The sequence below is a fragment of the Bacillus sp. LJBS06 genome (assembly GCF_016924995.1).
Taxonomy (GTDB): Bacteria; Bacillota; Bacilli; order Bacillales; family Bacillaceae; genus Bacillus; species Bacillus stercoris.
The window spans coordinates 1,253,797-1,277,833 of sequence record NZ_CP070483.1; the positions used below are offsets into that span (position 1 = coordinate 1,253,797).

The window sequence follows — 24,037 nt, forward strand, 5'->3', positions numbered from 1 at the left end:
CTGACAACGAATGCAAAGGTTTGTCGACACGCTGAAAGAATGCTGGGTCATCAGCCTCCTTTTATTTTTCAACCTGCTGGTAATAAATGCTCGCAAGAATGACAAAGGCAACCGTCAAAATGGGGAGGAGTGTTTCGACTGTGCCGTGCTGCGCCATAAAAAGAGACAGCTTTTTGTCTCTGACAATCATTTCTCCGCCAGTATAAGCAAGCAGCCCGCTTCCCGCGTAAATCAGAAGCGGTATTTTCCCTAGTGCAATATGGATGAGTTTGCTGCCCCAAATAATAACCGGAACCGATACACACAAACCTATGACGACGAGAGAAAACTCACCGTGTGATGCTCCTGCAACTGCGATGACATTGTCCAGCGACATAAAGAGATCTGCAAGCACAATCGTTCGTATCGCTCTCCACAAAGAGGTGCTGCTTTTAATGTGCTGCGTATCTTTTTTTTCGATCAGCAGCTGATATCCTAAATACAGCAGGAAAATTCCGCCGGCGCACTGCAAGAACGGAATGTTCAAAAGATATACTGCTGCACTTGTTAATCCGATTCTCATGGCAACGGCTATAAATGTTCCGAGAATAATAGCTTGCTGTCTTTGCTTGTCCGGCAAATGTCTGCTGGCCATGGCAATGACGACCGCATTATCTCCGCCGAGGATCAGGTCGATCCCAACAATAACAAGCAGAGAAATCAGATAGTCATGCTCCATGAATCGGCACCTCGCTTTCAGTCCTTCGCTTGTACTACTACTATATGAGACAGGCCGTATTTTATGATATCAGCAGCCTGAACTGCCGTTTTTTAGGCAAAGGTGCATTTTTATTTCTTTTGTGACTGTTTTATCATAAAATAGAAATACAAAGGAATTCACACTGGCCTTGCTTAAGGTTAAGATGTGGACGGAATGGGTAAAGTGTAGTAAAGTACAATTAATCGGGAGCTTAGATGTCCCTTCAACATCTTATATAGAAGGGAAGGTTGGCAAATGGAAATTGAAAGAATTAACGAGCATACAGTAAAATTTTATATGTCTTACGGAGATATTGAAGATCGCGGTTTTGACAGAGAAGAAATTTGGTATAACCGTGAGCGCAGTGAAGAACTGTTCTGGGAAGTCATGGATGAAGTTCATGAAGAAGAGGAATTCGCTGTGGAAGGCCCTCTTTGGATTCAAGTTCAGGCGCTTGACAAAGGATTAGAAATCATCGTCACAAAAGCCCAGCTTTCCAAAGACGGACAAAAGCTCGAACTGCCGATTCCTGAGGATAAAAAGCAAGAACCAGCATCTGAGGACCTTGACGCCTTGCTGGATGATTTCCAGAAAGAAGAGCAGGCCATCAATCAGGAAGAGAAGGAGCAAAAGCTTCAATTTGTCTTGCGATTTGGCGATTTTGAGGATGTTATTTCTCTATCTAATTTGAACGTTAACGGAAGCAAAACGACTTTATATTCGTTTGAGAACCGATATTATTTATATGTGGATTTTTGCAATATGACTGATGAAGAGGTTGAAAATCAGCTAAGCATCCTGCTGGAGTACGCAAATGAATCCTCAATCAGCATACACCGTCTTGAAGAGTACGGCAAGCTGATTATTTCAGAGCATGCTCTAGAAACGATAAAAAAACACTTTGCATCATAGCAAACCGATTTCTTTCCGGAAATCGGTTTTTTTATGCACTAAAATGCAATTTTAAGATGTGAAAAATCGAAAACATACGTACAAGCGAAAATACAGCGAACAGGAGTTGATCAATTTATCCAGAAAGTATACCTCATCTGGAAAGGAGAGATGACTATTGTTTAGTGCTATGACTGAAGACGGTCAAATGTTTCACCTTTTAGGCGCTCAGCAAAGCCAAAAATTAAAGCGGAAACGATTCTTCTGTCCGGTATGCGGAGAAGAGCTTGCTGTGAAGCTCGGACTTCAAAAAGCGCCGCATTTCGCCCATAAACAGAACAAGTCCTGCTCCATAGACATAGAACCGGAAAGTGCCTACCATTTAGAAGGAAAAAGGCAGCTGTACGTATGGCTGAAAACGCAAAAGGCTTCTCCCATATTGGAACCGTATATAAAGGAAATCAACCAGAGACCGGACGTCTTGGCAAGGATCAAGGAGCGTATGCTTGCTGTTGAATATCAATGTGCCACGATCAGTCCGGATGTCTTTCAAAAGCGGACAGAGGGCTTCAAACAAGCAGGGATCATCCCGCAGTGGATTATGGGACACAGCCGCTTACAACGGACTGCTTCGTCCTTTTATCAGCTTTCAGCTTTTCATTGGCAATTTATCAATGCAAACCCATACAGAGAACTGATATGTTATTGTCCGGAAAGGCGTTCTTTTCTCCGGCTCAGCCACATCATTCCATTCTACACAACCCATTCTTATTCCTCAGTCCAAACGATCCCTATCCATCGGGCAGGTATAGACGATCTTTTTTTTACTGAACCGAAATCCTCAATTCAATATTCAGGCTGGACGAAAGCGATACACCGTTTTCGCCATAAACCCCATCGGTTTAACTCAAAGGAAACAAACCGCCTTAAGCAGCTGTTTTATGAGAAGCGGCAGACACCCTTTTCTTTTCTGCCGACTGAAGTGTTTGTTCCTGTTGTAAAAGGGGCAGTTTTTAAGAGTCCGGTTTTTGTGTGGCAGGGGTTTCTTTACCTGTTTATCACGGATCTTGGAGAGAAACATGCGCCAATTCGTTTTTCAGCCGTTTTACAGCAATGCAAACTGCACATTCATAAAAAGAACATTGCACTCAGATTCGAATGCAGCGAAGAGTGTCTTTCAGAAGCTGTTAAACAGTACATTGATTTTTTGTGCAAGAAGGGATTTTTAAGGGAGACTCAGAAAGAAGTATATGTGCTGAACCAGCCTGCAGATGGCATTCGCTCAATGCAGGATCTCATAGAAAGAGACCGCAGCTGTTTTATAGAATGAGTTTGTCTGATTTGGCTCACCCTAAGACAAAGGTGGTGGGCTGGCTGTGAACGGCACAAAAGGAAAGGTTTTTCGTGTTTTTACTGCTTTTTTGGCATTCGTTCTCTTCATTACTGCATATGATTTGACAAAAGGCAGTGAAAAACCGGAAGATATTCACAACACAAGTTTATTGGGAAACAGTTGCTTTTTCAATTGGCTTGAATCAAAGAAGACGAGGGGGATCACCATGGCTGAGGAAAAAAAAGCAAATCAACTGCCTGACAGAAGTGAGGTAAAGGCAGAAGACACATGGAGACTTGAGGATATTTTTCCTAGTGATGAGGCCTGGAATAAAGAATTTCAAGCTGTAAAAGAATTAATTCCGAATTTATCTAAGTATAAAGGAAAGCTGGCCGATTCAGCTGATCATTTATACGAGGCTCTTACGTACCAAGATAAAGTGATGGAGCGGCTGGGAAGGCTGTACACATATGCGCATATGCGCTCTGACCAGGATACCGGGAACTCCTTTTACCAAGGGCTGAATGACAAGGCGGGAAACCTGTATACACAGGCCGCCAGCGCGACAGCTTATTTGGTTCCTGAAATTTTATCCATAGAAGAAGACAAACTGCAGCAGTTCATTCTTGAAAAAGAAGAATTAAAGCTGTACTCTCATGCGATTGAGGAGATTACAAAGGAACGTCCGCATGTGCTGAGCGAGAAGGAAGAGGCGCTGCTTGCTGAGGCTTCCGAGGTATTAGGGTCATCTTCAAATACATTCAGCGTGTTAAATAACGCAGATATTACGTTCCCGTCCATTAAAGACGAAGATGGGAATGAAAAACAGATCACTCACGGCAACTTTATTAACTTCTTGGAAAGTGAAAACCGCGAAGTCCGCAAAAATGCGTTTGACGCAGTGTATAAAACGTACGGACAATATAAAAACACAATGGCCACGACACTAAGCGGCACTGTGAAAAAGGACAACTTCTACGCGAGAGTGAAAAAGTACAATTCAGCGCGTGAGGCTGCGCTTTCTAACAACAGCATTCCTGAGGAAGTATACGATAACCTCGTGAAGACGATTAATAAGCATTTGCCTCTTCTTCACCGATATATCGCGCTGAGAAAGAAAGTGCTAGAGCTTGATGAAGTGCATATCTATGATCTGTATACACCGCTTGTGAAGGATGCGGGCATGAAGGTGACATACGAGGAAGCCAAAGATTACATGCTGAAAGGCCTCGCACCTTTAGGGGAGGAATATGCCTCTATCCTAAAAGAAGGGCTGGAAAACCGCTGGGTGGACGTTTATGAAAATAAAGGAAAACGCAATGGCGCTTATTCATCAGGAGCTTACGGCACGAATCCGTATATTTTGATGAACTGGCATGATAACGTCAATAATCTCTTTACGCTCGTGCACGAGTTTGGACATTCCGTACACAGCTACTATACGAGAAAGCACCAGCCATATCCATACGGCAATTACAGCATCTTTGTCGCAGAAGTTGCTTCTACGACAAATGAAGCGCTTCTTGGCGAATATCTGCTGAATAATTTAGAGGATGAAAAACAGCGTTTATATATTCTCAACCATATGCTTGAAGGCTTTAGGGGAACGGTCTTCAGACAAACGATGTTTGCCGAGTTTGAACATCTGATCCATACAAAGGCGCAAGAAGGCGAGCCGCTTACACCTGAGCTTCTGACAAATGTTTATTACGATCTGAATAAAAAGTATTTCGGAGACGGCATGGTGATTGATAAGGAAATCGGCCTTGAATGGTCGCGGATTCCGCACTTCTATTACAATTACTATGTGTATCAGTATGCGACGGGGTACAGCGCTGCCCAAGCATTAAGCAGCCAGATTTTGAAGGAAGGGAAGCCTGCGGTTGACCGTTATATTGACTTCCTGAAAGCGGGAAGCTCACAATACCCGATTGATGTCCTGAAAAAAGCGGGCGTTGATATGACGTCTCCAGAGCCAATCGAAGCTGCTTGCAAAATGTTTGAAGAAAAACTCGATGAAATGGAAGAGCTGCTGATGAAAGTCAAGCAGTCTTAAAAAAAGTAAGCCTGTGCGTAAATGACGCACAGGCTTTTTTAAAACCCTTTAAAGGTTTTCCGGTGATTCAAGCGGTAGAGGGTAAACAAAATAGACAGAAACAGCAGAGGAGAGGTAATATAAAGCGGCAGCATATGCATCATGCCTAAGATATTCAGACAGAAAAAAACGGCAATGCACACAATCGAGATCAAAGTAGACATCATGGCGGTCCTCCTCGTCCTTTTTCCTTATAAGGATATGAGTGAATGGACTCCGTTATGTTTTGTGACAAAAATATGAACATTAAGCATAGAGGTTGTCAAAAGTCGACATCTTTTGTTATCATAAGGATGTGAAATTGATCACAAACAAACATTACCCCTTTGTTTGACCGTGAAAAATTTCTCCCATCCCCTTTGTTGTCGTTAAGACATATGAAACCGCGCTTATCCCGGCGCGGTTTCTTTAGTATTAAATTAAGAACATACGTTTGGTTTTGGCGCAAAAAAACAGCCTCAAGCATATGCACGCCTGCGGCTATTTTTCACATGATTGATATTCATCAGAATAAGTGCTGAGAGACTTCCAAAACATTCCGTGTTTGGCTTCCACTTTGGCAACCTTTTTAGCAAACGCCAATTTTTTCATTTCTTTTTCTACCTCTTCAAGGCTCAGGTCATACACAAGAGCAATTTCCTTCGAGGCAACGAAGCGGAAATATTCAATAAAACATTCTAAAGGCGGTGTTTCCGACGGCTTCGGCTCGTCGCCAAGCATCTCAAATAAAATTTCTTCATATACATCATATGAGTAGCTTCCAGGAACTTTAAGCCCTTCATCCTCATGCTGCGTATTGAAGAACGTCAGTGTCGGATTAACAGAAACATCCATCTCAGCAGCAATTTTCATGTCACATTGAAGCGCCTTGACCGCGCTTTGAGAATGCAGATCTTTTTTAAATTCTTCAAGATCGAGACTTGTATTTTCAGCAATCTCCAAAAGCACATTTTCATCGGTGATGTTTTTCTTTGAAACAAATAGGCTCTCCTGCATATTTCTGAGAAATTGCATACCGGCTTTTCTTCCTTGCAATTCGGCTGCTTTAAAAGCGAGAGCAGCCATATAAGGTGATGAAAGCGGCTGATCTTGCTCGAACCAGAGATTGCCGTCACACGACATGCCTGAGCGGCTCGCGATCTTTTCCCATGCTTCTGCGAGAAGATGCTTTTTTCGCTTTTTATTTAAAGCGGTAAGGCTTGCGGAAGCGATAATGCGTAAGGTGAAAAAACGTCCGTATCTAATTTTCAGCTTTTTGATGACGGGCTCTAAGGACCAGCATTCAGGACATAAAGGGTCTACAAACATATAAATCTCAAGCGGTTTTTTTGGATGACCGTGGCAATGGGCGAAGTATAGCTCATGCTGATAGTTTGTCAAGATGATCGATCCTCCGCTTCCGTTTGATTCACCATATGCCTTGCTGTCAACTCCAGCCGGCCAAACAAAAACTCGCGAATTTCGCCCTCCAGCCCTACATGGTCCATTGCGTCCTTCATACAGCTGAGCCACGCATCAGCTCTCTCGTTTGTAATTGGAAAGGGAAGATGCCTTGCTCTGAGCATAGGATGGCCGTGTTCCTCAGTATAAAGAGGAGGCCCGCCTAAATACTGAGTTAAGAATTGCTTCTGTTTCCTGGCGGTTTCTGTCAAATCGCTCGGAAAAATCGGCTTCAGCAAAGGATGAGACGCGACACGCTCATAAAAAGTATCAACAAGTTGCGATAGAAGTTCCTCTCCAATCGCTTCATAAGGTGCGTTAAACGATTGTCCCATGTTGACTACTCCTTTAAATATGGCTAATAGGAATCATAAATCCTATTGCAAAAAGTAATTTTCTGTATTTCATTGTTTCATCTAGGTTTATTTTAGCAACAAGGCATCATTTCTACAAACAAACTGCCTTTTTTGCGTATGATAACTCATTTCGGCTGACAGCCGGGGTTTGTATTTCATATCATATCACATAAAAATCAGGAATGCGTAAGATTTCACTTCGCAAAAAAACCAGAGGGGGAGCCCTCTGGTTACGCGTAATAAGCTGAAGTTATTTTTTTTACATAGTTTTGCGTTTCTTGGAAAGGAGGAATACCTCCGTACCGGTCAACATTCCCCGGTCCGGCGTTGTAAGCCGCTAATGCCATAGACACATTGCCGTCGTATTTATCCAACATTTGTTTTAAATATTTTGTTCCGCCCTCCACATTTTGCTGCGGATCAAGCGGGTTGGAAACGCCTAGTGAGCTTGCTGTTGATGGCATCAGCTGCATGAGGCCCATCGCACCTGCTCCGCTGACCGCTTTTGCATTAAAGCCTGATTCCTGCTTGATGATGGCACGAATCAGTTTTTCATCGACGCCATATTTATCAGCGGCTTTTTTAATCGCACTGTCAACGGAGAAGTCTCCCGAACTGATCTGATTTGCTTCATGTTTGTTTGAAGCTGAATCTGCAGCAGCTGTTTCGGTGTTTTCTGCCGCTTTTGTGATTGAACCTGAATTGCTGCTCGTATATGAGTTGAGCCCATACGCTGAAAGCAGTGACGGCGCTGTTGTATTCGCGCTGTTCAGCATGCTGAGCGGGCTTGGCGATGAAGAAGGTGCTGATTGCTGAGATGCCAGACCGTTTGTATATTGGCTGAGCAAAGAGCTGAAACTTGAAAGCGGGCTTTCCGTATTCTGAGTGTCCGAGCTGCTGCGTGCATTAGATATGGACTGTAGTGCCTGAAGCTGAAGTAAAGCTGCCCAATTCGTTACATTCACGATGTCATTCCACCTTATATAGACTTTCGTTTTTCTTCATAAAAACGCAGAATTTTATTTTTGGTTTCGCGCTGAGGAATGCTGAATTGCTGAAGCAGCTTCTCGAAGGCTTGTCTGCCCTCATGCCAATCCGCCGCCTCAAATTCAATTTCATAGTCCTCTTTATTTAAATATCGGCTGTGGTCTAAAACTATTAAGCCTTTTTCTGTTTCTTTTTCCGCTCGGTTTGTTGCTAAAGATCCAAAGTATCGAATGGCATCCGTATCGATCTGAAGCTTGTGCAGCTGGTCCTTCACAGGGCCCTCGGGAACTGAAAATGCTGCTAGATCTGATACCTCTGAAAGCTGCTGGTGCGTTTCCAGAAGCCCCACATCAGCCGGCTCTTTTAATGTAAGGACATACTTTCCGTTTTTTCTGCGGATGCGAAGCGCTGCATGTTTTTGTTTCAGCGCAAAGCTGTCTGTATCAAAATAATGATTCTTTTGATCTGTAAAATCTTTTTCTGTCAGCTGGAGTGCCGCTGTTATGTTTTTGAATTCTTGTTTGGTCAGCATATTTTTAAATTCGATTTCAATTTCTTGGGTCATGATACTCTTCCTTTCCGCCCTGAAAATCTTATTTTTACTATTATCTCTTTAGATGTTTGGTTTATCAATATCGAGCTTGATATGATAAAATGAATCTGAACTTTGTTTAAAAAGGAGAGCATTATGCAAAACAGAATCGAAATTTTGAACGCAACATTATCGGATGATCAGCTTCGCCTTGCCTGTCAGACAGAAGGAAACGAAGCGGAACGCAAGCCGTCAGGTCAAATGCTTGTTGATTCTGACCACTTTGCTTTTGTATACATAATTGAATTAGCTGATTCTTTTGAATATGTCATTATAAAGGAACATATATGGCCGGAATTGAAGCAGGCCCATGCACAAAAAATACCGGTCTTATTAGAGGCAGGAGACCAAACGATTGAACTGGCAGGCCTGCATGAGGAGCTGGAATATCTTTTAGAAAATATAAAAGATAACGCAAACTATGGAGAAGAGATGGAAGAAAAAGTGAAACGCGTGTTTTTATAGAAACTGGTTCGGAATTGGGGGATGTATGATGGATGACAAACAATGGGAGCGTTTTTTAGTGCCGTACCGCCAGGCTGTCGAAGAGTTGAAAGTGAAGCTCAAGGGGATCCGCACACTATATGAATACGAGGACGACCATTCACCGATCGAATTTGTGACCGGACGCGTCAAGCCTGTGGCAAGCATACTTGAAAAAGCGAGACGGAAAAGCATACCGCTGCATGAAATTGAAACCATGCAGGATATCGCTGGCCTTAGAATCATGTGCCAATTTGTCGATGACATCCAAATCGTAAAAGAGATGCTTTTTGCCAGAAAAGATTTCACCGTTGTGGATCAGAGGGATTATATTGCGGAACATAAAGAGAGCGGATACCGGTCTTATCATCTTGTTGTACTATATCCTTTGCAGACGGTGTCCGGTGAAAAGCATGTTCTCGTGGAAATACAGATCCGTACACTGGCGATGAATTTTTGGGCGACCATTGAGCATTCATTGAATTATAAATACAGCGGAAACATTCCTGAAAAAGTGAAACTAAGGCTTCAGCGCGCTTCTGAAGCGGCTTCCCGACTTGATGAAGAGATGTCGGAGATCAGGGGTGAAGTACAGGAAGCTCAAGCTGCCTTTTCAAGAAAGAAAAAAGGAAGCGAGCAACAATAGGTAAAGGGGAAGAAGAGCATGAAATTTGCCGTATCATCAAAAGGAGATCAAGTTTCTGATACGCTGAAAAGCAAAATACAGGCGTATTTATTGGATTTTGATATGGAACTGGATGAAAATGAACCGGAAATCGTTATTTCAGTCGGAGGCGACGGAACGCTTTTGTATGCTTTTCACAGATACAGCGACCGCTTGGACAAAACAGCATTTGTCGGTGTTCACACAGGTCATCTGGGGTTTTATGCCGACTGGGTTCCTCATGAAATTGAAAAACTTGTTCTCGCCATTGCGAAAACGCCGTATCATACTGTCGAATATCCGCTTCTCGAAGTCATTGTGACCTATCACGAAAACGAGCGGGAAGAAAGATACTTAGCCTTGAATGAATGTACGATTAAAAGCATAGAAGGAAGCCTTGTTGCTGATGTGGAAATTAAGGGGCAGCTCTTTGAAACCTTCCGGGGCGACGGCCTCTGCCTGTCAACGCCATCAGGCAGCACAGCCTACAATAAGGCGCTGGGCGGAGCGATAATCCATCCGTCTATCAGGGCGATCCAGCTTGCGGAAATGGCATCTATTAATAACCGCGTGTTCCGTACGGTCGGATCACCTCTGCTTCTCCCATCCCATCATGATTGCATGATTAAGCCGAGAAACGAAGTTGACTTTCAAGTGACGATTGACCATTTAACCCTTCTTCATAAGGATGTGAAGTCGATCCGCTGCCAGGTTGCATCCGAAAAAGTGCGGTTTGCGAGATTCCGCCCGTTTCCATTTTGGAAAAGAGTCCAGGATTCGTTTATTGGAAAAGGTGAATAGAAAGAGGACGTATCGTGGAGCATTTTTATATCAGAAAGAACATTACTTCCGCCGAGGACGGGATGACTGTAAAAGAATATGCCGGTGAACTCGGAATTTCAAAACGTCTGCTGACCGATATTAAGTTTGGCGGGGGAGACCTGCTGATCAACGGCGAGCATGTGACGGTTAAAGCCATTTTGAAAGAGGGAGATCTTCTTATCGTGAAGTTTCCTGAGGAACAGGTGAGCGAGACGCTGCTGGCAGAGCCTGTTCCGCTCGATATTCTTTATGAGGATGAACATGTGCTTGTGATAAACAAGCAGCCGTATGTGTCATCAATCCCTTCGAGAGAGCACCCCTCTGGCAGCATTGCCAATGGAATTATTGATCATTATCAAAAAAACGGAGTGAGGGCGACAGTTCATCTTGTCACCCGGCTAGACCGGGATACATCGGGAGTCATGCTTGTTGCCAAGCATCGATTTGCCCACTCCATTTTATCGTCAGCGCAAAAAAACGGACTCGTGAAACGCCGGTATGCGGCAGTGGTTCATGGGCGGATGGCGCAGATGGAGGGAACAGTCGATGCCCCGATCGGCAGACATCCTGACAGTATAATTGAACGGACGGTAACGCCAGACGGCCAGAAGGCTGTTACGCATTTTTATGTCACATGTGCACATGACGATATGAGCTCGGTGACGTTGCAGCTTGAGACTGGACGAACCCATCAAATTCGTGTTCATATGAGCTATCTCGGGCACCCGTTGTGCGGCGACACACTGTACGGCGGAACGAGACGGGACATTGGCCGGCAGGCTCTGCACAGCGAGCATCTTTCGTTTATCCATCCGCTGACACAGGAGAACATGACGTTTCATGCTTCATTGCCTCAGGATATGAGAGAACTGATAAAAGGAGAGAATCATTGATTCTCTCCTTTTTATATGGGGCGAAACCTTGATTCGTCGTAAGGAAGGGAGCTTGGAACAGAGACGGTTTCTATTTCTGGAAAGCGAAAGCCTGTCAGTTTATTTCCGAACACGCAGCCTGTATCAATGTTGATGGTGCGATTAACCTTCCGAGGCTCTTTCACTGGTGTATGGCCGTATACCACCCATGTCTTTCCGTTATAGGCTGCCGCCCAATCACGCCTGACGGGTCTGCCGTCCGGATATGTTTCACCTGTCACATCACCGTAAAGCACAAAGTCCTTCACTCTGCGGGTATATTTGCCAATATCGTCAGCTCTTATGCCAGCATGGGCGACAACCAATTCTCCATTATGTAAGATGTCGTAAAGCGGCGCTGCTTCGTACAGCTTCATAAACTGTTCGCTGACTGATTTTCTCTCATCCTTGGAAAGTTCCTCAAGCTCTGCCGCTGTTGTTTCGAGACCATGCATCACTTTTACCGGATTGCCTTTTAAGTAGCGGTACAGCTTATTGCAATGGTTTCCCGGGACATAACGTACAGCGCCTTTTTCGTAAGCGCTGGCTACAAATCGGATGACCTCTATCGATTTGGGCCCTCTGTCAGTTAAATCTCCGGCAAAAACAAGCACCCTGCCTTCTTCGTGGACAGGCACTCCATTTTTGATTGTATAACCAAGCTTTTGGATTAATACAGTCATTTCGTCATAGCAGCCATGAATATCGCTGATGATATCGTAAGCCATGCGGTATCCTCCTTACCGATTGTTTTATTTATTATGAAGCAAAGTGTTGTGAGTCATCACAAGCTTTTATGTGCAAATTATAGAAGAAGAATCATTTTCTAAACAGGATTAAGACCTTATCACTTTATTTTTCATCATGACCCTTGTTAAAATCGCGTTATGTTTTTTAAAAATGAGGTTTTGTTCTTTGATTGAGAACTAGCATAACCCTGACTAAAAAAGGAGGTTCTGATTATGGCGCATACATCTGTCGCATCTTTAGTTGTTGTACTTATCGTTGCATTTTTGACACCCATCCTTTTGCATCGGTTTAAACTCAGCATCCCGGTTGTTGTTGCTGAAATCATTATGGGGCTGATTATTGGGAAAAGCGGCCTTAATTTAGTTGTGGAGGGTGACACCTGGCTCCAAACACTCTCTATGCTCGGATTTATCTTTTTAATGTTTTTAAGCGGGCTTGAAATTGATTTTTCATCTTTTGAGAAAGGGAAGAAAAAGCAGCTCCTGCCGAACGGCAAGGAAGCGCCTAATACGTTTGCTGCGGCATCTATTATTTTCGTCGGTATTTTTATTTTATCATTGCTGCTGTCCTATGGCTTCGTCTTGGCGGGTTTTATTCAAAATGCATTTTTGATGACCCTTATTATTTCAACGATTTCGTTAGGCGTTGTCGTTCCAACATTAAAAGAAGAACGGATCATGAATTCGAATATCGGGCAGATTATTTTGCTCGTTGCTGTTATTGCTGATTTGGCTACGATGATTCTTCTTGCTGTTTTTTCTTCTTTATACGGAGAGGACAGCGGAAACATGTGGCTCCTGATGATCCTGTTTGCGGCCGGAGTGGTGCTTTACTTTTTCGGCAGGGTCTTCAAACATCGCTCTTTTGTTCAATCCATGTCAAAAGGGACGATCCAGATCGGGACGCGTGCCATTTTTACGTTAATTATTGTACTCGTTGCCCTGTCTGAATCACTTGGGGCGGAAAATATTCTCGGCGCTTTCTTAGCGGGGGTTCTTGTTTCCCTGCTTTCGCCAAACAAAGAACTTGTTCAGCAGCTGGACTCATTCGGTTATGGGTTCTTAATACCGATTTTCTTCGTGATGGTCGGTGTGAAGCTTGATATTTGGACTCTTTTCCAGGATAAAACAATTTTAATCATGATCCCGCTTCTGCTTCTGGCGCTGTTAGTGAGCAAAATCATTCCTGTCATGTACCTAAAGAAGTGGTATGATAACCGAACCATTTTCGCGTCCGGTTTCCTGCTGACATCAACGCTTTCGCTCGTGATTGCCGCTGCAACAATCGGCCAGCAGCTTCACGTGATCAGCGCAAATATGTCGGGAGCGCTCATTTTAGTAGCCGTCATCGCAAGTATTTTTACGCCAATCTGTTTTAAAAAGTTATACAAACGGGAAGAGCAGCCGGAGGAGAAAAAGACGATTACGTTCATCGGCGCCAACCAAATGACTTTGCCTGTCACACTTGAATTGCCAGAGGAAGAGTATGACGTGCGTGTTGTGCACGTTTATCAAGAGAATGCAGAGGAAAAGCTGTCGGAATCAGTGTTTGCTGTTGAAACAATTTCTGACTATGAACACGAGACGCTTGAATCACTCGGCATTTTTGAAACGGATATCCTCGTTGTGGCGACCGGGAATGAAGATATGAATGCAGACATTGCATTACTTGCAAAAGAAAAAGGCACAGAAAGAGTCATTGCAAGCGTAGGATCACCGGAGCATGAAGCAGTTCTGAAGGAGCAGGGAATCAGCATCTTTTCTATTCTGCTGTCGACAAAAACGCTGCTTCGCGCTCTGATTGAAGCGCCTGGCGTCATGAAGCTGCTCACGAACCAGGAGTCTTCCCTGTATCAAATTAATATGGAGAACAGTAAATACGACGGTGTGATTTTACGGGAATTCCCTTTAACCGGCGACGTCATCTTTGTCAGGATTTTCAGAGGTGTGGACAGCATCGTTCCTCATGGGGATACAAGGCTGAAACTTGGAGACCGCTTAATTGTCACCGGATCTCGGGGATACGTAACGGATCTTAAGAAAACATTGGAAGGATAAATCTTGACCAAATAAGGATTCGTGTTAATATAGAGGTGCAGAACAATTCAATATGTATTCGTTTAACCACTAGGGGTGTCCTTCATAAGGGCTGAGATAAAAGTGTGACTTTTAGACCCTCATAACTTGAACAGGTTCAGACCTGCGTAGGGAAGTGGAGCGGTATTTGTGTTATTTTACTATGCCAATTCCAAACCACTTTTCCTTGCGGGAAAGTGGTTTTTTTATTTATCAGAGGGGGAATGATTTGTGAAGTTTTCAGAAGAATGCCGCAGCGCAGCCGCAGAATGGTGGGAAGGGAGCTTTGTACATCCGTTCGTTCAAGGAATCGGTGACGGAACGCTTCCGATTGACCGTTTTAAATACTATGTGCTTCAGGATTCCTATTACTTAACGCATTTTGCAAAGGTGCAGTCATTTGGCGCTGCTTATGCGAAGGACCTTTATACAACGGGGCGGATGGCAAGCCATGCCCAAGGTACATATGAGGCGGAAATGGCTCTTCATCGCGAGTTTGCCGAGCTGTTGGAAATCAGCGAGGAAGAGCGTAAGGCGTTTAAGCCGTCTCCTACGGCGTACTCTTATACATCCCATATGTATCGTTCGGTTTTGAACGGGAATTTCGCAGAAATCTTAGCGGCCCTGCTGCCATGCTACTGGCTTTATTACGAGGTTGGTGAGAAATTGCTGCATTGCGATCCAGGGCATCCGATTTATCAAAAGTGGATTGGGACGTACGGCGGTGACTGGTTTAGACAACAGGTTGAGGAGCAAATCAACCGCTTTGATGAGCTGGCGGAAAACAGCACGGAGGAAGTGCGTGCCAAGATGAAAGAGAATTTTGTCATCTCCAGCTTCTATGAATATCAATTTTGGGGAATGGCCTATCGAAAAGAAGGCTGGTCTGACAGCGCCATAAAAGAGGTGGAGGAATGTGGAGCTTCACGCCATAACGGATGACAGCAAGCCGGTAGAAAAGCTAGCGAGAATCATCATTACGATTCAGAATGAAGTTGATTTTATTCACATTCGGGAACGCTCAAAATCGGCGGCGGATATTTTGAAACTGCTCGAGCTTATTTTTGAAGGCGGTATAGATAAACGAAAACTGGTGATGAACGGGCGCGTGGATATTGCACTTTTTTCTACCATTCATCGCGTACAGCTGCCAAGCACCAGCTTTTCACCGAAGCAGGTCAGAGCCAGGTTTCCACACCTTCATATCGGGAGGTCTGTGCATTCACTGGAGGAAGCGGTTCAAGCAGAAAAGGAAGATGCAGACTACGTGCTGTTCGGCCATGTGTTTGAAACGGACTGCAAAAAGGGTCTTGAAGGCAGAGGAGTGTCTTTGCTGTCAGATATCAAACAGCGGATTTCCATTCCGGTTATAGCCATCGGGGGGATGACACCGGAAAGGTTAAGAGACGTAAAACAAACAGGGGCGGACGGCATCGCTGTCATGTCAGGAATTTTTTCTTCCGCTGAGCCCTTGGAAGCAGCCAGACGATATTCCCGCAAGCTAAAGGAGATGCGCTATGAAAAGGCATTATGATGCAGTGGTGATTGGAGGCGGAATTATCGGTTCCGCGATTGCTTATCATTTGGCAAAGGAAAACAAAAGCACCGCATTATTTGAAAGCGGAACAGTGGGCGGCAGAACGACAAGTGCCGCTGCCGGAATGCTGGGCGCCCATGCCGAATGCGAGGAACGTGACGCATTTTTTGATTTCGCTATGCACAGCCAGCGTCTGTACAAAGGCCTGGAAGAAGAGCTTTATGCATTATCCGGTGTGGACATCAGGCAGCATAACGGCGGTATGTTTAAGCTTGCATTTTCTGAAGAAGATGTGCTGCGGCTGAGACAGATGGACGATTTGGACTCTGTCAGCTGGTATACAAAAGAAGAGGTTTTAGAAAAAGAGCCGTATGCGTCTGGTGACATCTTGGGTGCATCTTTTATTCAGAATGATGTGCATGTTGAGCCTTATTACGTTTGCAGGGCATATGCGAAAGCAGCGAAAGCGCTTGGGGCGGAGATTTTTGAGCATACGCCCGTCCTGCATGTCGAACGTGACGGTGAAGCTCTGTCCATCAAGACCCCGAGCGGAGATGTATGGGCTAACCATGTTGTCGTTGCCAGCGGGGTGTGGAGCGGGGTGTTTTTTAAACAGCTCGGGCTGAACAACACATTTTTTCCTGTAAAAGGGGAGTGCCTGTCCGTTTGGAATGATGATATCCCGCTGACAAAAACGCTTTATCATGACCATTGCTATATCGTACCGAGAAAAAGCGGCAGACTGGTTGTCGGCGCGACAATGAAGCCTGGGGACTGGAGTGAAACACCTGATCTTGGCGGATTGGAGTCGGTTATGAAAAAAGCGAAAACCATGCTGCCGGCTATACAAAATATGAAGGTGGATCGTTTTTGGGCGGGACTCCGGCCGGGAACAAAGGATGGAAAACCGTACATCGGCAGACATCCTGAGGACAGCCGTATTTTATTTGCGGCGGGCCATTTCAGAAATGGGATTCTGCTTGCTCCCGCAACGGGCGCTTTGATCAGTGATCTCATCATGAATAAAGAGGCCAACCAAGACTGGCTGCACGCATTCCGAATTGATCGCAAGGAGGCGGTTCAGATATGATGCTACAGCTGAACGGTAAAGACGTGAAGTGGGAAAAAGACGCAGGTACAATTCAAGACCTACTGGCGTCTTATCAGCTCGAAAATAAAATCGTTATCGTGGAAAGAAATAAAGAAATAATCGGGAAAGAACGTTATCACGAGGTTGAGCTTTGTGATCGCGATGTCATTGAAATTGTCCATTTTGTAGGAGGCGGATGAGCATGTTAACAATTGGCGGAAAATCATTTCAATCAAGATTGCTGCTGGGCACGGGGAAATACCCATCGTTTGAAACTCAAAAGGAAGCAGTAGCTGTTTCCGAGTCTGATATTTTAACATTTGCTGTGCGGAGAATGAACATCTTTGAAGCATCTCAGCCGAATTTTTTGGAACAGCTTGATTTATCCCAATATACGCTTCTGCCGAATACAGCGGGCGCCAGCACTGCTGAAGAAGCGGTTCGGATTGCAAGGCTGGCGAAAGCGTCAGGCCTTTGTGACATGATTAAAGTTGAAGTCATCGGATGCAGCCGTTCCTTGCTGCCTGACCCTGTTGAGACATTAAAAGCGTCTGAACAGCTTCTTGAAGAAGGCTTTATTGTGCTCCCGTACACGTCGGATGACGTTGTGCTGGCGAGAAAGCTGGAAGAGCTTGGCGTTCATGCCATCATGCCGGGTGCATCTCCGATTGGATCGGGACAAGGAATCTTAAATCCTTTGAATCTGTCATTTATTATTGAACAGGCGAAAGTGCCTGTCATCGTGGATGCGGGGATCGGATCGCCTAAAGATGCGGCATATGCAATGGAGCTTGGAGCGGATGGCGTGCTTCTCAATACGGCTGTATCAGGCGCAAACGATCCTGTGAAAATGGCTCGCGCCATGAAGCTCGCGGTGGAAGCAGGACGCCTTTCTTATGAGGCGGGCCGAATCCCGCTTAAGCAATACGGAACGGCAAGCAGTCCGGGAGAAGGTCTTCCTGTATGACGGACAGGTATTCCAGGCAGGAGCTATTTGCTCCGATCGGCCCATCCGGCCAGAAAAAATTGAAGGAAGCGCGCGCCGTGATTATCGGCGCCGGCGCACTCGGAACAGCAAGTGCAGAAATGCTGGTGAGGGCGGGAGTCGGCTCTGTGAAAATTGCCGACAGAGATTATGTGGAATGGAGCAACCTCCAGCGCCAGCAACTTTATACAGAAGATGACGTCAAAAAAGAAATGCCGAAAGCAGCCGCTGCGGAGCATCGTCTCCGTTCGATTAACAGCGATGTCGATGTGACTGGCCTTGTCATGGATGTGACAGCGGAAAATGTCTTCGAGCTGATTAAGGGTGCTTCGATTATTGTGGATGCGGCTGATAATTTTGAAACCCGCCTGATCGTAAATGATGCTGCGGTCAAAGAAGGGATTCCTTTTCTGTACGGTGCCTGTGTAGGGAGCTACGGCCTCACCTTTACCGTGGTGCCGGGATCTACCCCTTGCCTGCATTGCTTGCTCGATACACTTCCGATTGGCGGAGCAACGTGTGACACAGCCGGCATCATCAGTCCGGCAGTTTTGCAGGTAGCAGTCTTTCAGGTAACAGATGCGCTGAAGCTGCTGACGGGAGAAGAGTGCGAGCCGGTGCTGCGCTCCTTTGACTTGTGGAAAAACGAGCGGTCAGAAGTGAGAGCGGCGAGTCTCAAACATGACGCATGCCCAAGCTGCGGAACAAGGGATTTTCCGTTTTTGTCATATGAAAATCAAACAAAAGCGGCTGTATTGTGCGGCAGGAACACGGTGCAGATCAGATCATCCATTACAAAAGAAGCGGATCTTGAAGTGCTTGCCGATCAGCTGAGACAGGCCGGGCTTGAAGTAGCCGCGAACCCGTATTTGATTTCCTGCCGATCGGATGATATGAAAATGGTGCTGTTCCGGGACGGCAGAGCTTTGATCCATGGAACGAATGATATTGCCCGGGCAAAATCCATTTATCATAAATGGATCGGGTAATAAAAGGAGTGTAGGTAATGAGTATATATAAAGCATTGACAATCGCCGGATCCGATTCAGGCGGCGGCGCAGGGATACAGGCAGATATTAAAACCTTTCAAGAGCTTGATGTATTCGGAATGTCTGCGATTACGGCGGTAACCGCTCAAAATACGCTTGGGGTCCATGGGGTGCATCCGCTGACTGTAGAGGCGCTGAGACAGCAAATTGATGCTGTTGCTGAGGATTTAAGACCGGACGCAGTAAAAACGGGAATGCTCTGGAATGCCGACATGATTGAAGAAGTGGCGAGAAAAATTGACGAGTACGGTTTCAATCGTGTAATTGTTGATCCGGTTATGATCGCAAAGGGTGGTGCATCCTTGCTGCATGATGAATCAGTTGCCACCTTAAAGGAATTGCTCATTCCAAGAAGCTACGCGATTACACCGAATGTCCCGGAAGCAGAAACGCTGACAGGAATGACAATCAGCTCGCTGGATGACCGGAAAAAAGCAGCGGAGCAGCTCGTCAAGATGGGTGCGGAGCATGTCATTATCAAAGGCGGGCATCAGCCTGAGGATCATCACATTACTGACCTTCTTTTTGATGGCAGCATGTTTATGCAAATCACCCATCCTTATATTGATACGAAGCATACGCATGGCACGGGCTGTACCTTTGCTGCGGCTCTATCGGCCCAAACGGCTAAAGGAGACAGCATCCATCAGGCATTTGAGGTTGCGGCCAACTTTGTCCGCGAAGCGGTGGAAAATACGCTCGGCATCGGATCGGGACACGGGCCGACAAACCATTTCGCTTTTAAACGAAACAGCTTAAAAACAAGCCGTTGAGATCACCAGCTGATGGTGATCTCTTTCGCTTTGCTACGGTATGCGCTTTTCATCTGGACAAGGTTATGATATGATAGGAATTAAGATCAGGTACTAATACTATGTCTTTATTAAATATAGGAGGCTTTATACATATGAATTTTTCACTTGAAGGCCGCAACATTGTTGTAATGGGGGTAGCCAACAAACGCAGTATCGCGTGGGGCATTGCGCGCTCCTTGCATGAAGCGGGTGCACGTTTGATTTTCACATATGCAGGCGAACGCTTGGAGAAATCTGTTCATGAGCTTGCCGGAACGTTAGACCGCAACGATTCCATCATCCTTCCTTGCGATGTAACAAACGACGCAGAAATCGAAACTTGCTTCGCAAGCATTAAGGAGCAGGTCGGTGTAATCCACGGTATCGCGCATTGTATCGCGTTTGCCAACAAAGAAGAGCTTGTCGGCGAATACTTAAACACAAATCGTGATGGCTTCCTTTTGGCTCATAACATCAGCTCATATTCTCTGACTGCTGTTGTTAAAGCGGCACGTCCGATGATGACTGAAGGCGGAAGCATTGTCACTTTGACGTACCTGGGCGGAGAGCTTGTAATGCCAAACTACAACGTCATGGGTGTAGCGAAAGCTTCTCTTGATGCAAGTGTGAAATACTTAGCTGCTGACTTAGGAAAAGAAAATATCCGGGTTAACAGCATTTCTGCCGGTCCGATCAGAACATTATCTGCTAAAGGCATCAGCGATTTCAACTCCATTTTAAAAGATATCGAAGAGCGTGCGCCGCTTCGCCGCACGACAACACCTGAAGAAGTGGGCGATACAGCTGCGTTCTTATTCAGCGATATGTCCCGCGGGATTACAGGTGAAAATCTTCACGTTGATTCAGGTTTCCATATCACTGCCCGCTAAGCAGGATCTATATCAAGCAATCCCGAATAGGGATTGCTTTTTTATTTCTTCTGATTTTCAGCTTTCTGTCATATAGATAGAATATGACACAATCGGAGGGATGAAGATGTCTAATAAGAAAAGAAACGCGGATAAAAAACCGCTCATGTATATTGTTCAGCCGGATTATGCAGAAACCACAAGGTCATCCATGCAGGAGATTGTCATCAAAAGAAAGGCCGACAAACCCGCTCCGCCAAAAGCTGAGGAAAAGCCGGCTTACCATGAGAAGCAGCAGGAGGAAGCCGTGGCACAGGATGTCCTGCAAGCAGACCAAAAGCCTGCAGCCGAACCAGTGAGTCAGTATACACAAGAGGTGAGGGAGCCAGAGAACATAAAGAACCAGCCGGAGGAGAAAGCAGAGCCGCAGGCCGTAGAAGATCCCGTCGAACACGAGCCCCCGAAAGCAGAAAAAAAGGAAGAGCCTGCACTTGAGGCCAGGAAGCCTGAGAAAGAACCGGAAGCTGTCCATAGTGCTGATAAAGCGGAGGAAAAAGCACCGCCGGCACGAAAAGTGAAAAAACCAATGAGCAAGATGACGATTCACGAAAAAATTGACTTTTTAACAAAGCTGCCTCATAACATGCCGAGAGCGCTTTGTTTGATTGAAGCCAATGGAAGAACGTATAGAGGCGTGATTGTCGGAAGAAGAAATGATTCCGTCCTGCTTCGAACAACCGGAAACGGAGCCCCGACCGAGCTGGCAATCGATGAAATCACCTCTTTGCACCCACTCGGTTTTTAATGGAAATGAACAGAAAAAAGCTGCCCGGCTGATGTTCCGGGCAGCTTTTTTACATAGAGAAAAGCCTGCAGGCCTGCAAGCTTTTCCAGCTTATGATTAATGATGATGATGATGTGTACGATTGATTAATCGAGGATTTAAGCAGTTGACTGCGCAGAAGCAGTCTAAGTCTACTTCAATACAGTAGTTCGTTTTTTCAAGTCTGAACACTTCACAAACCGTATCTTTATCGGTGAAGTCCAAAATGTGTTTGTGTTCGTCAAATGCGATTAATAATGACAGAGTTGCGCAGCTGTCATGAACTTTTTCTACTCTGAAAAATACTGTATTAAAGCAAGGGCCGTTATCGAGTTCGCCGACATTTCCGAAAGCGACCAAAGGATTTGATTTTGATGTAAATAGCACGAAAGGCACTGTATCGCCTAGCGAATGGGTTGGTGACAAAAGCTTTGAATGGCAGCTTGTCGGGCAATCCTCTTCAACAGCGTTTTGCAGTTCTTCAATATTTTCTATTGCTTCACGCACGCAGCATGATGTTTTCTGGCTCATATTATCCCTCCTGCCTTATAAATTTGAGACTGGCGAAATGATGGAGAGTCAGCTGCCTCACGCTGGAAGCAGCTGAATGATTTACACCCGTAATAGAGTTTGGAAGGGGATTCCTCTTTACAAGTGTTTATCCATTGTGATGATGCTTTTTATCCTTATGAGGCGAAGTTCTGTCAACTAGCTCTGGCGACAGGCACTGAATGGCACAGAAGCATCCAAGATCCACTTCTATGCAGAAATCCGTTTTTTCTAGCCCGAAGAAATCCGGGTCACAAGGGTGGCAAACACTTAAGGTATCGCCTTTAACATCGACCGGGCGTAGAATCGACAGGGTTGCACAGCAATCACATAATTTTTCAACGCGGAAGAAAATGGACTCAAAGCATTGCATATCATCCACAAATCCCCCCACGTTTCCGAATGTGGAGAACAATCCGCCTTTTTTATCAAACAAGAGAAACGGAATTGTGTCTTTACCTGCAATTGTCGGATTCAAAAGGTTTGTATAGCAGCCAGTCGGACACTGTTCCTCAACTGCCTCCTGCTCTGCTAAAATCTTTTCCACTGCATCGCATACACAGTTCTCATGCCGGCCATGGGTTTTTCCGCAGCTCATTGATTTCAGCTCCTTCTTTATAGGGTATTTGACTTTAGTCCTTAACAACATATGTACCCGTGCCCCACTTGGTGTGGGTGAACGTCTATAAATTCATCATATGCTTGGAAAATAAGAAAAAGCAGAGCGTTTTTGGCTCTGCTTTTAGGTCCTAGAGGACAAGAGTGATGACTAGGACGGCGATCAGAACGTTTGTAGCTGTAGAGACAAGCGTTGCGATATCGGCATCTACTGTTGTGACGTTTACGCCGCGGGAGCATTCGATAAGAAGTTTCTGGCGGTTTACTTGCTTGTTGGCTGTAAGCTGTAATAAATCTTGTGCGACTAATTCAGCAATAACGCCGTCTGCAATGGAGGTGAGGGCTACTGTCAGGACAGCTGCATTAAGTGCTGTTACAATAGATGTTACGGCTTGAACGTCTGTAGATGAAACGTTGATGTCACAAGAGTCTCTAATAATAATCGTCTCATCTGAGACTTGTTTGTTGAGGTTTGCCTGAGCTAGATCTTGGTCGATAAAGGCGTTGTCATTGCCAAACCCATTGTTATTGCAGCAAATATCGCAATTGCATTTTCTTTCTTCTTTTTCTTTCTCTTTGTGCTCTAATGGATGGTCACAGTCAGGATCAAGTGCAACCCAAGAATATGGTCTGCTTTCCATTTCTATTCCTCCTTTACTTTTACTTTTATTAAATGAGCGAGCCTCTTACTTTGACTGAGGCATTTATCTTGATGATGTGCCCTATTTTTTATGATTAATTTGAATTGTTATTGTTTTGTCGTCTTTGTCTGAGCTGTTCAATGAGCTGTTCTCTGCGGCTAAGCGGTTTATCGCTCTTTTGCTCTTGTGCGGCTTCTTCTTCTTTTTTCTTCTTGTGTTTTTCAGCTAGCTCCGCTGATTTCGCTTGCAGGTCTTTTACCATATTCAAAAGCATTTCTTTTTCATCATCTGATACTTTTTTCATTTTGTCTTTTGTGATGCCGTGTTTTAGAAATATGTTTTGGACCAGCATTTTCATCATTGGATCAACTTCTGGGAGCTTTTCAAGCTCTTCTTTGATTTTATCGTTATCTGACATTTGTTCTCACCTCAACTTTTAGTTTGTGAAAAGAAAGGATTAAAGGATGTCGAATTCAAGTAGCATACTGTTTAACACCTGAAGCAAGATTTGTACAAAGGTTATTATTTCGTCTGCAGACAAAGTAATCTTGATGTTTCGGCTGTTGATAATTTTAATGATGGTTCTTTTTTTGATTTGAGAGTTATCAAGAATGAGTATTTCGCTTGCTACTGTGTCGGCCAAGTCCTCGTCGGCAATAACGAGCTGTGTCAGCAGGATAATCAATGTTGTAACCAAGGCTTGTATAGAAAGGGCAGATGTTATATGTGATGTATCTATTGTGATATTTTCGCAATCAATCACTTCGATCTGCTGCTCGAATTCGCTTGATAATTGCTCCAATATGTCAGGATGCAGGGATTCAATTTTTGTTTCAAATGACATAACCTTCACTCCTTTCTTATCCATACTCTATATAATGCAAATGGGGTGCAGAGCGGAATAATAAAAATAACCAATTTTCCGCCGGACAAGATACAATTCA

30 protein-coding genes, 1 pseudogene and 1 riboswitch are annotated in these 24,037 nt (G+C 44.8%); of the genes and pseudogenes, 18 read left to right on the top strand and 13 right to left on the bottom strand.

From position 1 onward, the window contains the following. Positions 1 to 61: 61 nt before the first annotated feature. Positions 62 to 718 carry a TerC family protein gene (locus tag JQX68_RS06295; RefSeq protein WP_014663533.1) on the bottom strand — a complete coding sequence of 219 codons (657 nt, stop codon included), beginning with the start codon at positions 716 to 718 and terminating at the stop codon, positions 62 to 64. Between the two features lie 169 nt (positions 719 to 887). Here JQX68_RS06295 and JQX68_RS06300 point away from each other — a divergent pair, with 169 nt between their 5' ends. Together JQX68_RS06300 and mecA are read left to right on the top strand one after the other, a co-directional pair. Further along, positions 888 to 1,028, top strand: coding sequence for a hypothetical protein (locus JQX68_RS06300; RefSeq protein ID WP_134975725.1), 141 nt, complete (start codon positions 888 to 890; stop codon positions 1,026 to 1,028). After that, positions 995 to 1,651 carry an adaptor protein MecA gene (mecA, locus tag JQX68_RS06305; RefSeq protein WP_069149371.1) on the top strand — a complete coding sequence of 219 codons (657 nt, stop codon included), beginning with the start codon at positions 995 to 997 and terminating at the stop codon, positions 1,649 to 1,651. Before JQX68_RS06300 ends, mecA begins: the two co-directional genes overlap by 34 nt. Here the strand turns inward: mecA and JQX68_RS21955 are convergent. Continuing rightward, positions 1,646 to 1,765 (bottom strand): annotated as a pseudogene (locus JQX68_RS21955) (hypothetical protein). The gene mecA and the pseudogene JQX68_RS21955 sit on opposite strands and share 6 nt — an antisense overlap. A 73-nt stretch (positions 1,766 to 1,838) precedes the next feature. Here JQX68_RS21955 and JQX68_RS06310 point away from each other — a divergent pair. Beyond that, entirely contained in the window at positions 1,839 to 2,960 is a 1,122-nt protein-coding gene (locus tag JQX68_RS06310; protein WP_240345566.1) for a competence protein CoiA, read from the top strand. A gap of 229 nt (positions 2,961 to 3,189) precedes the next feature. After that, positions 3,190 to 5,019, top strand: a complete 1,830-nt coding sequence (gene pepF, locus JQX68_RS06315) for an oligoendopeptidase F (RefSeq protein WP_187248786.1) — start codon at positions 3,190 to 3,192, stop codon at positions 5,017 to 5,019. Positions 5,020 to 5,057: 38 nt separating this feature from the next. Here pepF and JQX68_RS06320 read toward each other — a convergent pair whose 3' ends face one another. The 5 genes from JQX68_RS06320 to JQX68_RS06340 form a co-directional block, all read right to left on the bottom strand. Then, positions 5,058 to 5,225: a hypothetical protein gene (locus JQX68_RS06320; RefSeq protein WP_003244944.1), complete on the bottom strand. Its 168-nt coding sequence runs from the start codon at positions 5,223 to 5,225 to the stop codon at positions 5,058 to 5,060. 313 nt (positions 5,226 to 5,538) lie between these two features. Next, complete coding sequence (spxH, locus tag JQX68_RS06325) at positions 5,539 to 6,438, bottom strand: protease adaptor protein SpxH (RefSeq protein WP_041521296.1); 900 nt, start codon at positions 6,436 to 6,438, stop codon at positions 5,539 to 5,541. After that, on the bottom strand, positions 6,435 to 6,833 hold the full coding sequence (locus JQX68_RS06330; protein WP_003232928.1) for a globin domain-containing protein: 399 nt from the start codon (positions 6,831 to 6,833) through the stop codon (positions 6,435 to 6,437). Before JQX68_RS06330 ends, spxH begins: the two co-directional genes overlap by 4 nt. Positions 6,834 to 7,084: 251 nt before the next feature. Beyond that, positions 7,085 to 7,819, bottom strand: a complete 735-nt coding sequence (gene cwlQ / locus JQX68_RS06335; protein WP_041521297.1) for a bifunctional muramidase/murein lytic transglycosylase — start codon at positions 7,817 to 7,819, stop codon at positions 7,085 to 7,087. A 14-nt stretch (positions 7,820 to 7,833) separates the two neighbouring features. Further along, the gene (locus JQX68_RS06340; protein WP_014663539.1) at positions 7,834 to 8,406 is read right to left on the bottom strand and encodes a CYTH domain-containing protein; all 573 of its coding nucleotides are present in this window, start codon (positions 8,404 to 8,406) and stop codon (positions 7,834 to 7,836) included. A 123-nt stretch (positions 8,407 to 8,529) separates the two neighbouring features. On the opposite strand from JQX68_RS06340, the gene JQX68_RS06345 reads away from it, so the two are divergent. From JQX68_RS06345 to JQX68_RS06360, 4 genes are read left to right on the top strand one after another with little or no spacing between them, the layout of a single operon-like run. Next, the gene (locus JQX68_RS06345) at positions 8,530 to 8,898 is read left to right on the top strand and encodes a UPF0738 family protein (RefSeq protein ID WP_014663540.1); all 369 of its coding nucleotides are present in this window, start codon (positions 8,530 to 8,532) and stop codon (positions 8,896 to 8,898) included. Between the two features lie 28 nt (positions 8,899 to 8,926). After that, entirely contained in the window at positions 8,927 to 9,562 is a 636-nt protein-coding gene (yjbM, locus tag JQX68_RS06350; protein WP_003245294.1) for a GTP diphosphokinase, read from the top strand. A gap of 18 nt (positions 9,563 to 9,580) precedes the next feature. Continuing rightward, positions 9,581 to 10,381 carry an NAD kinase gene (locus JQX68_RS06355; RefSeq protein ID WP_003232918.1) on the top strand — a complete coding sequence of 267 codons (801 nt, stop codon included), beginning with the start codon at positions 9,581 to 9,583 and terminating at the stop codon, positions 10,379 to 10,381. A 14-nt stretch (positions 10,382 to 10,395) separates the two neighbouring features. Then, the gene (locus tag JQX68_RS06360; RefSeq protein WP_187248787.1) at positions 10,396 to 11,295 is read left to right on the top strand and encodes an RluA family pseudouridine synthase; all 900 of its coding nucleotides are present in this window, start codon (positions 10,396 to 10,398) and stop codon (positions 11,293 to 11,295) included. Positions 11,296 to 11,306: 11 nt separating this feature from the next. Here the strand turns inward: JQX68_RS06360 and prpE are convergent, their stop codons facing one another. Beyond that, entirely contained in the window at positions 11,307 to 12,041 is a 735-nt protein-coding gene (gene prpE, locus JQX68_RS06365) for a bis(5'-nucleosyl)-tetraphosphatase PrpE (RefSeq protein ID WP_147771761.1), read from the bottom strand. A 234-nt stretch (positions 12,042 to 12,275) separates the two neighbouring features. On the opposite strand from prpE, the gene JQX68_RS06370 reads away from it, so the two are divergent. The 10 genes from JQX68_RS06370 (at position 12,276) to cotO (ending at position 21,267) form a co-directional block, all read left to right on the top strand. Next, positions 12,276 to 14,120: a monovalent cation:proton antiporter family protein gene (locus tag JQX68_RS06370; protein ID WP_014663543.1), complete on the top strand. Its 1,845-nt coding sequence runs from the start codon at positions 12,276 to 12,278 to the stop codon at positions 14,118 to 14,120. 61 nt (positions 14,121 to 14,181) lie between these two features. Continuing rightward, positions 14,182 to 14,290: riboswitch (TPP riboswitch) on the top strand. Between the two features lie 79 nt (positions 14,291 to 14,369). Next, complete coding sequence (tenA, locus tag JQX68_RS06375) at positions 14,370 to 15,080, top strand: thiaminase II (protein WP_040083439.1); 711 nt, start codon at positions 14,370 to 14,372, stop codon at positions 15,078 to 15,080. After that, the gene (gene tenI / locus JQX68_RS06380) at positions 15,055 to 15,672 is read left to right on the top strand and encodes a thiazole tautomerase TenI (RefSeq protein WP_040083438.1); all 618 of its coding nucleotides are present in this window, start codon (positions 15,055 to 15,057) and stop codon (positions 15,670 to 15,672) included. The genes tenA and tenI overlap by 26 nt, the downstream gene beginning before the upstream one ends. Then, positions 15,656 to 16,765 (top strand): glycine oxidase ThiO, encoded by a 1,110-nt coding sequence (thiO, locus tag JQX68_RS06385; RefSeq protein ID WP_040083437.1) that lies wholly within the window; start codon positions 15,656 to 15,658, stop codon positions 16,763 to 16,765. The genes tenI and thiO overlap by 17 nt, the downstream gene beginning before the upstream one ends. Next, complete coding sequence (gene thiS / locus JQX68_RS06390) at positions 16,765 to 16,965, top strand: sulfur carrier protein ThiS (RefSeq protein WP_015252345.1); 201 nt, start codon at positions 16,765 to 16,767, stop codon at positions 16,963 to 16,965. The genes thiO and thiS overlap by 1 nt, the downstream gene beginning before the upstream one ends. After that, on the top strand, positions 16,962 to 17,732 hold the full coding sequence (gene thiG, locus JQX68_RS06395; protein ID WP_082033023.1) for a thiazole synthase: 771 nt from the start codon (positions 16,962 to 16,964) through the stop codon (positions 17,730 to 17,732). The genes thiS and thiG overlap by 4 nt, the downstream gene beginning before the upstream one ends. Next, positions 17,729 to 18,739: a thiazole biosynthesis adenylyltransferase ThiF gene (gene thiF, locus JQX68_RS06400; RefSeq protein ID WP_134975732.1), complete on the top strand. Its 1,011-nt coding sequence runs from the start codon at positions 17,729 to 17,731 to the stop codon at positions 18,737 to 18,739. The genes thiG and thiF overlap by 4 nt, the downstream gene beginning before the upstream one ends. Before the next feature lie 17 nt (positions 18,740 to 18,756). Beyond that, complete coding sequence (thiD, locus tag JQX68_RS06405) at positions 18,757 to 19,572, top strand: bifunctional hydroxymethylpyrimidine kinase/phosphomethylpyrimidine kinase (RefSeq protein WP_147771762.1); 816 nt, start codon at positions 18,757 to 18,759, stop codon at positions 19,570 to 19,572. A 134-nt stretch (positions 19,573 to 19,706) separates the two neighbouring features. Further along, entirely contained in the window at positions 19,707 to 20,483 is a 777-nt protein-coding gene (gene fabI / locus JQX68_RS06410; RefSeq protein WP_003232896.1) for an enoyl-ACP reductase FabI, read from the top strand. A 100-nt stretch (positions 20,484 to 20,583) separates the two neighbouring features. After that, positions 20,584 to 21,267 carry a spore coat protein CotO gene (gene cotO / locus JQX68_RS06415; RefSeq protein WP_080478203.1) on the top strand — a complete coding sequence of 228 codons (684 nt, stop codon included), beginning with the start codon at positions 20,584 to 20,586 and terminating at the stop codon, positions 21,265 to 21,267. 96 nt (positions 21,268 to 21,363) lie between these two features. Here the strand turns inward: cotO and cotZ are convergent, their stop codons facing one another. From cotZ to JQX68_RS06440, 5 genes are all read right to left on the bottom strand, one after another. Further along, on the bottom strand, positions 21,364 to 21,816 hold the full coding sequence (gene cotZ / locus JQX68_RS06420; protein WP_040083433.1) for a spore coat protein CotZ: 453 nt from the start codon (positions 21,814 to 21,816) through the stop codon (positions 21,364 to 21,366). 127 nt (positions 21,817 to 21,943) lie between these two features. Further along, the gene (cotY, locus tag JQX68_RS06425; RefSeq protein ID WP_014479465.1) at positions 21,944 to 22,432 is read right to left on the bottom strand and encodes a spore coat protein CotY; all 489 of its coding nucleotides are present in this window, start codon (positions 22,430 to 22,432) and stop codon (positions 21,944 to 21,946) included. A gap of 151 nt (positions 22,433 to 22,583) precedes the next feature. Continuing rightward, positions 22,584 to 23,093, bottom strand: coding sequence for a spore coat protein CotX (gene cotX / locus JQX68_RS06430; protein ID WP_014663554.1), 510 nt, complete (start codon positions 23,091 to 23,093; stop codon positions 22,584 to 22,586). A gap of 94 nt (positions 23,094 to 23,187) precedes the next feature. Beyond that, complete coding sequence (locus JQX68_RS06435; protein ID WP_014663555.1) at positions 23,188 to 23,511, bottom strand: hypothetical protein; 324 nt, start codon at positions 23,509 to 23,511, stop codon at positions 23,188 to 23,190. Between the two features lie 39 nt (positions 23,512 to 23,550). Further along, a complete protein-coding gene (locus tag JQX68_RS06440) occupies positions 23,551 to 23,937 on the bottom strand; it encodes a spore coat protein (RefSeq protein WP_014663556.1) in 387 nt (128 codons plus the stop codon). Between the last annotated feature and the right edge of the window lie 100 nt (positions 23,938 to 24,037).

Coding starts and splice junctions, on each gene's coding strand:
- JQX68_RS06295 (WP_014663533.1), bottom strand. CDS start 718: ATGGAGCATGACTATCTGATTTCTCTGCTTGTTATTGTTGGGATCGAC.
- mecA (WP_069149371.1), top strand. CDS start 995: ATGGAAATTGAAAGAATTAACGAGCATACAGTAAAATTTTATATGTCT.
- JQX68_RS06310 (WP_240345566.1), top strand. CDS start 1,839: ATGTTTCACCTTTTAGGCGCTCAGCAAAGCCAAAAATTAAAGCGGAAA.
- pepF (WP_187248786.1), top strand. CDS start 3,190: ATGGCTGAGGAAAAAAAAGCAAATCAACTGCCTGACAGAAGTGAGGTA.
- JQX68_RS06320 (WP_003244944.1), bottom strand. CDS start 5,225: ATGATGTCTACTTTGATCTCGATTGTGTGCATTGCCGTTTTTTTCTGT.
- JQX68_RS06330 (WP_003232928.1), bottom strand. CDS start 6,833: ATGGGACAATCGTTTAACGCACCTTATGAAGCGATTGGAGAGGAACTT.
- JQX68_RS06340 (WP_014663539.1), bottom strand. CDS start 8,406: ATGACCCAAGAAATTGAAATCGAATTTAAAAATATGCTGACCAAACAA.
- JQX68_RS06345 (WP_014663540.1), top strand. CDS start 8,530: ATGCAAAACAGAATCGAAATTTTGAACGCAACATTATCGGATGATCAG.
- yjbM (WP_003245294.1), top strand. CDS start 8,927: ATGGATGACAAACAATGGGAGCGTTTTTTAGTGCCGTACCGCCAGGCT.
- JQX68_RS06355 (WP_003232918.1), top strand. CDS start 9,581: ATGAAATTTGCCGTATCATCAAAAGGAGATCAAGTTTCTGATACGCTG.
- prpE (WP_147771761.1), bottom strand. CDS start 12,041: ATGGCTTACGATATCATCAGCGATATTCATGGCTGCTATGACGAAATG.
- JQX68_RS06370 (WP_014663543.1), top strand. CDS start 12,276: ATGGCGCATACATCTGTCGCATCTTTAGTTGTTGTACTTATCGTTGCA.
- thiO (WP_040083437.1), top strand. CDS start 15,656: ATGAAAAGGCATTATGATGCAGTGGTGATTGGAGGCGGAATTATCGGT.
- thiS (WP_015252345.1), top strand. CDS start 16,765: ATGCTACAGCTGAACGGTAAAGACGTGAAGTGGGAAAAAGACGCAGGT.
- thiG (WP_082033023.1), top strand. CDS start 16,962: ATGAGCATGTTAACAATTGGCGGAAAATCATTTCAATCAAGATTGCTG.
- thiF (WP_134975732.1), top strand. CDS start 17,729: ATGACGGACAGGTATTCCAGGCAGGAGCTATTTGCTCCGATCGGCCCA.
- thiD (WP_147771762.1), top strand. CDS start 18,757: ATGAGTATATATAAAGCATTGACAATCGCCGGATCCGATTCAGGCGGC.
- fabI (WP_003232896.1), top strand. CDS start 19,707: ATGAATTTTTCACTTGAAGGCCGCAACATTGTTGTAATGGGGGTAGCC.
- cotO (WP_080478203.1), top strand. CDS start 20,584: ATGAAGATGTCTAATAAGAAAAGAAACGCGGATAAAAAACCGCTCATG.
- cotZ (WP_040083433.1), bottom strand. CDS start 21,816: ATGAGCCAGAAAACATCATGCTGCGTGCGTGAAGCAATAGAAAATATT.
- cotY (WP_014479465.1), bottom strand. CDS start 22,432: ATGAGCTGCGGAAAAACCCATGGCCGGCATGAGAACTGTGTATGCGAT.
- cotX (WP_014663554.1), bottom strand. CDS start 23,093: ATGGAAAGCAGACCATATTCTTGGGTTGCACTTGATCCTGACTGTGAC.
- JQX68_RS06435 (WP_014663555.1), bottom strand. CDS start 23,511: ATGTCAGATAACGATAAAATCAAAGAAGAGCTTGAAAAGCTCCCAGAA.
- JQX68_RS06440 (WP_014663556.1), bottom strand. CDS start 23,937: ATGTCATTTGAAACAAAAATTGAATCCCTGCATCCTGACATATTGGAG.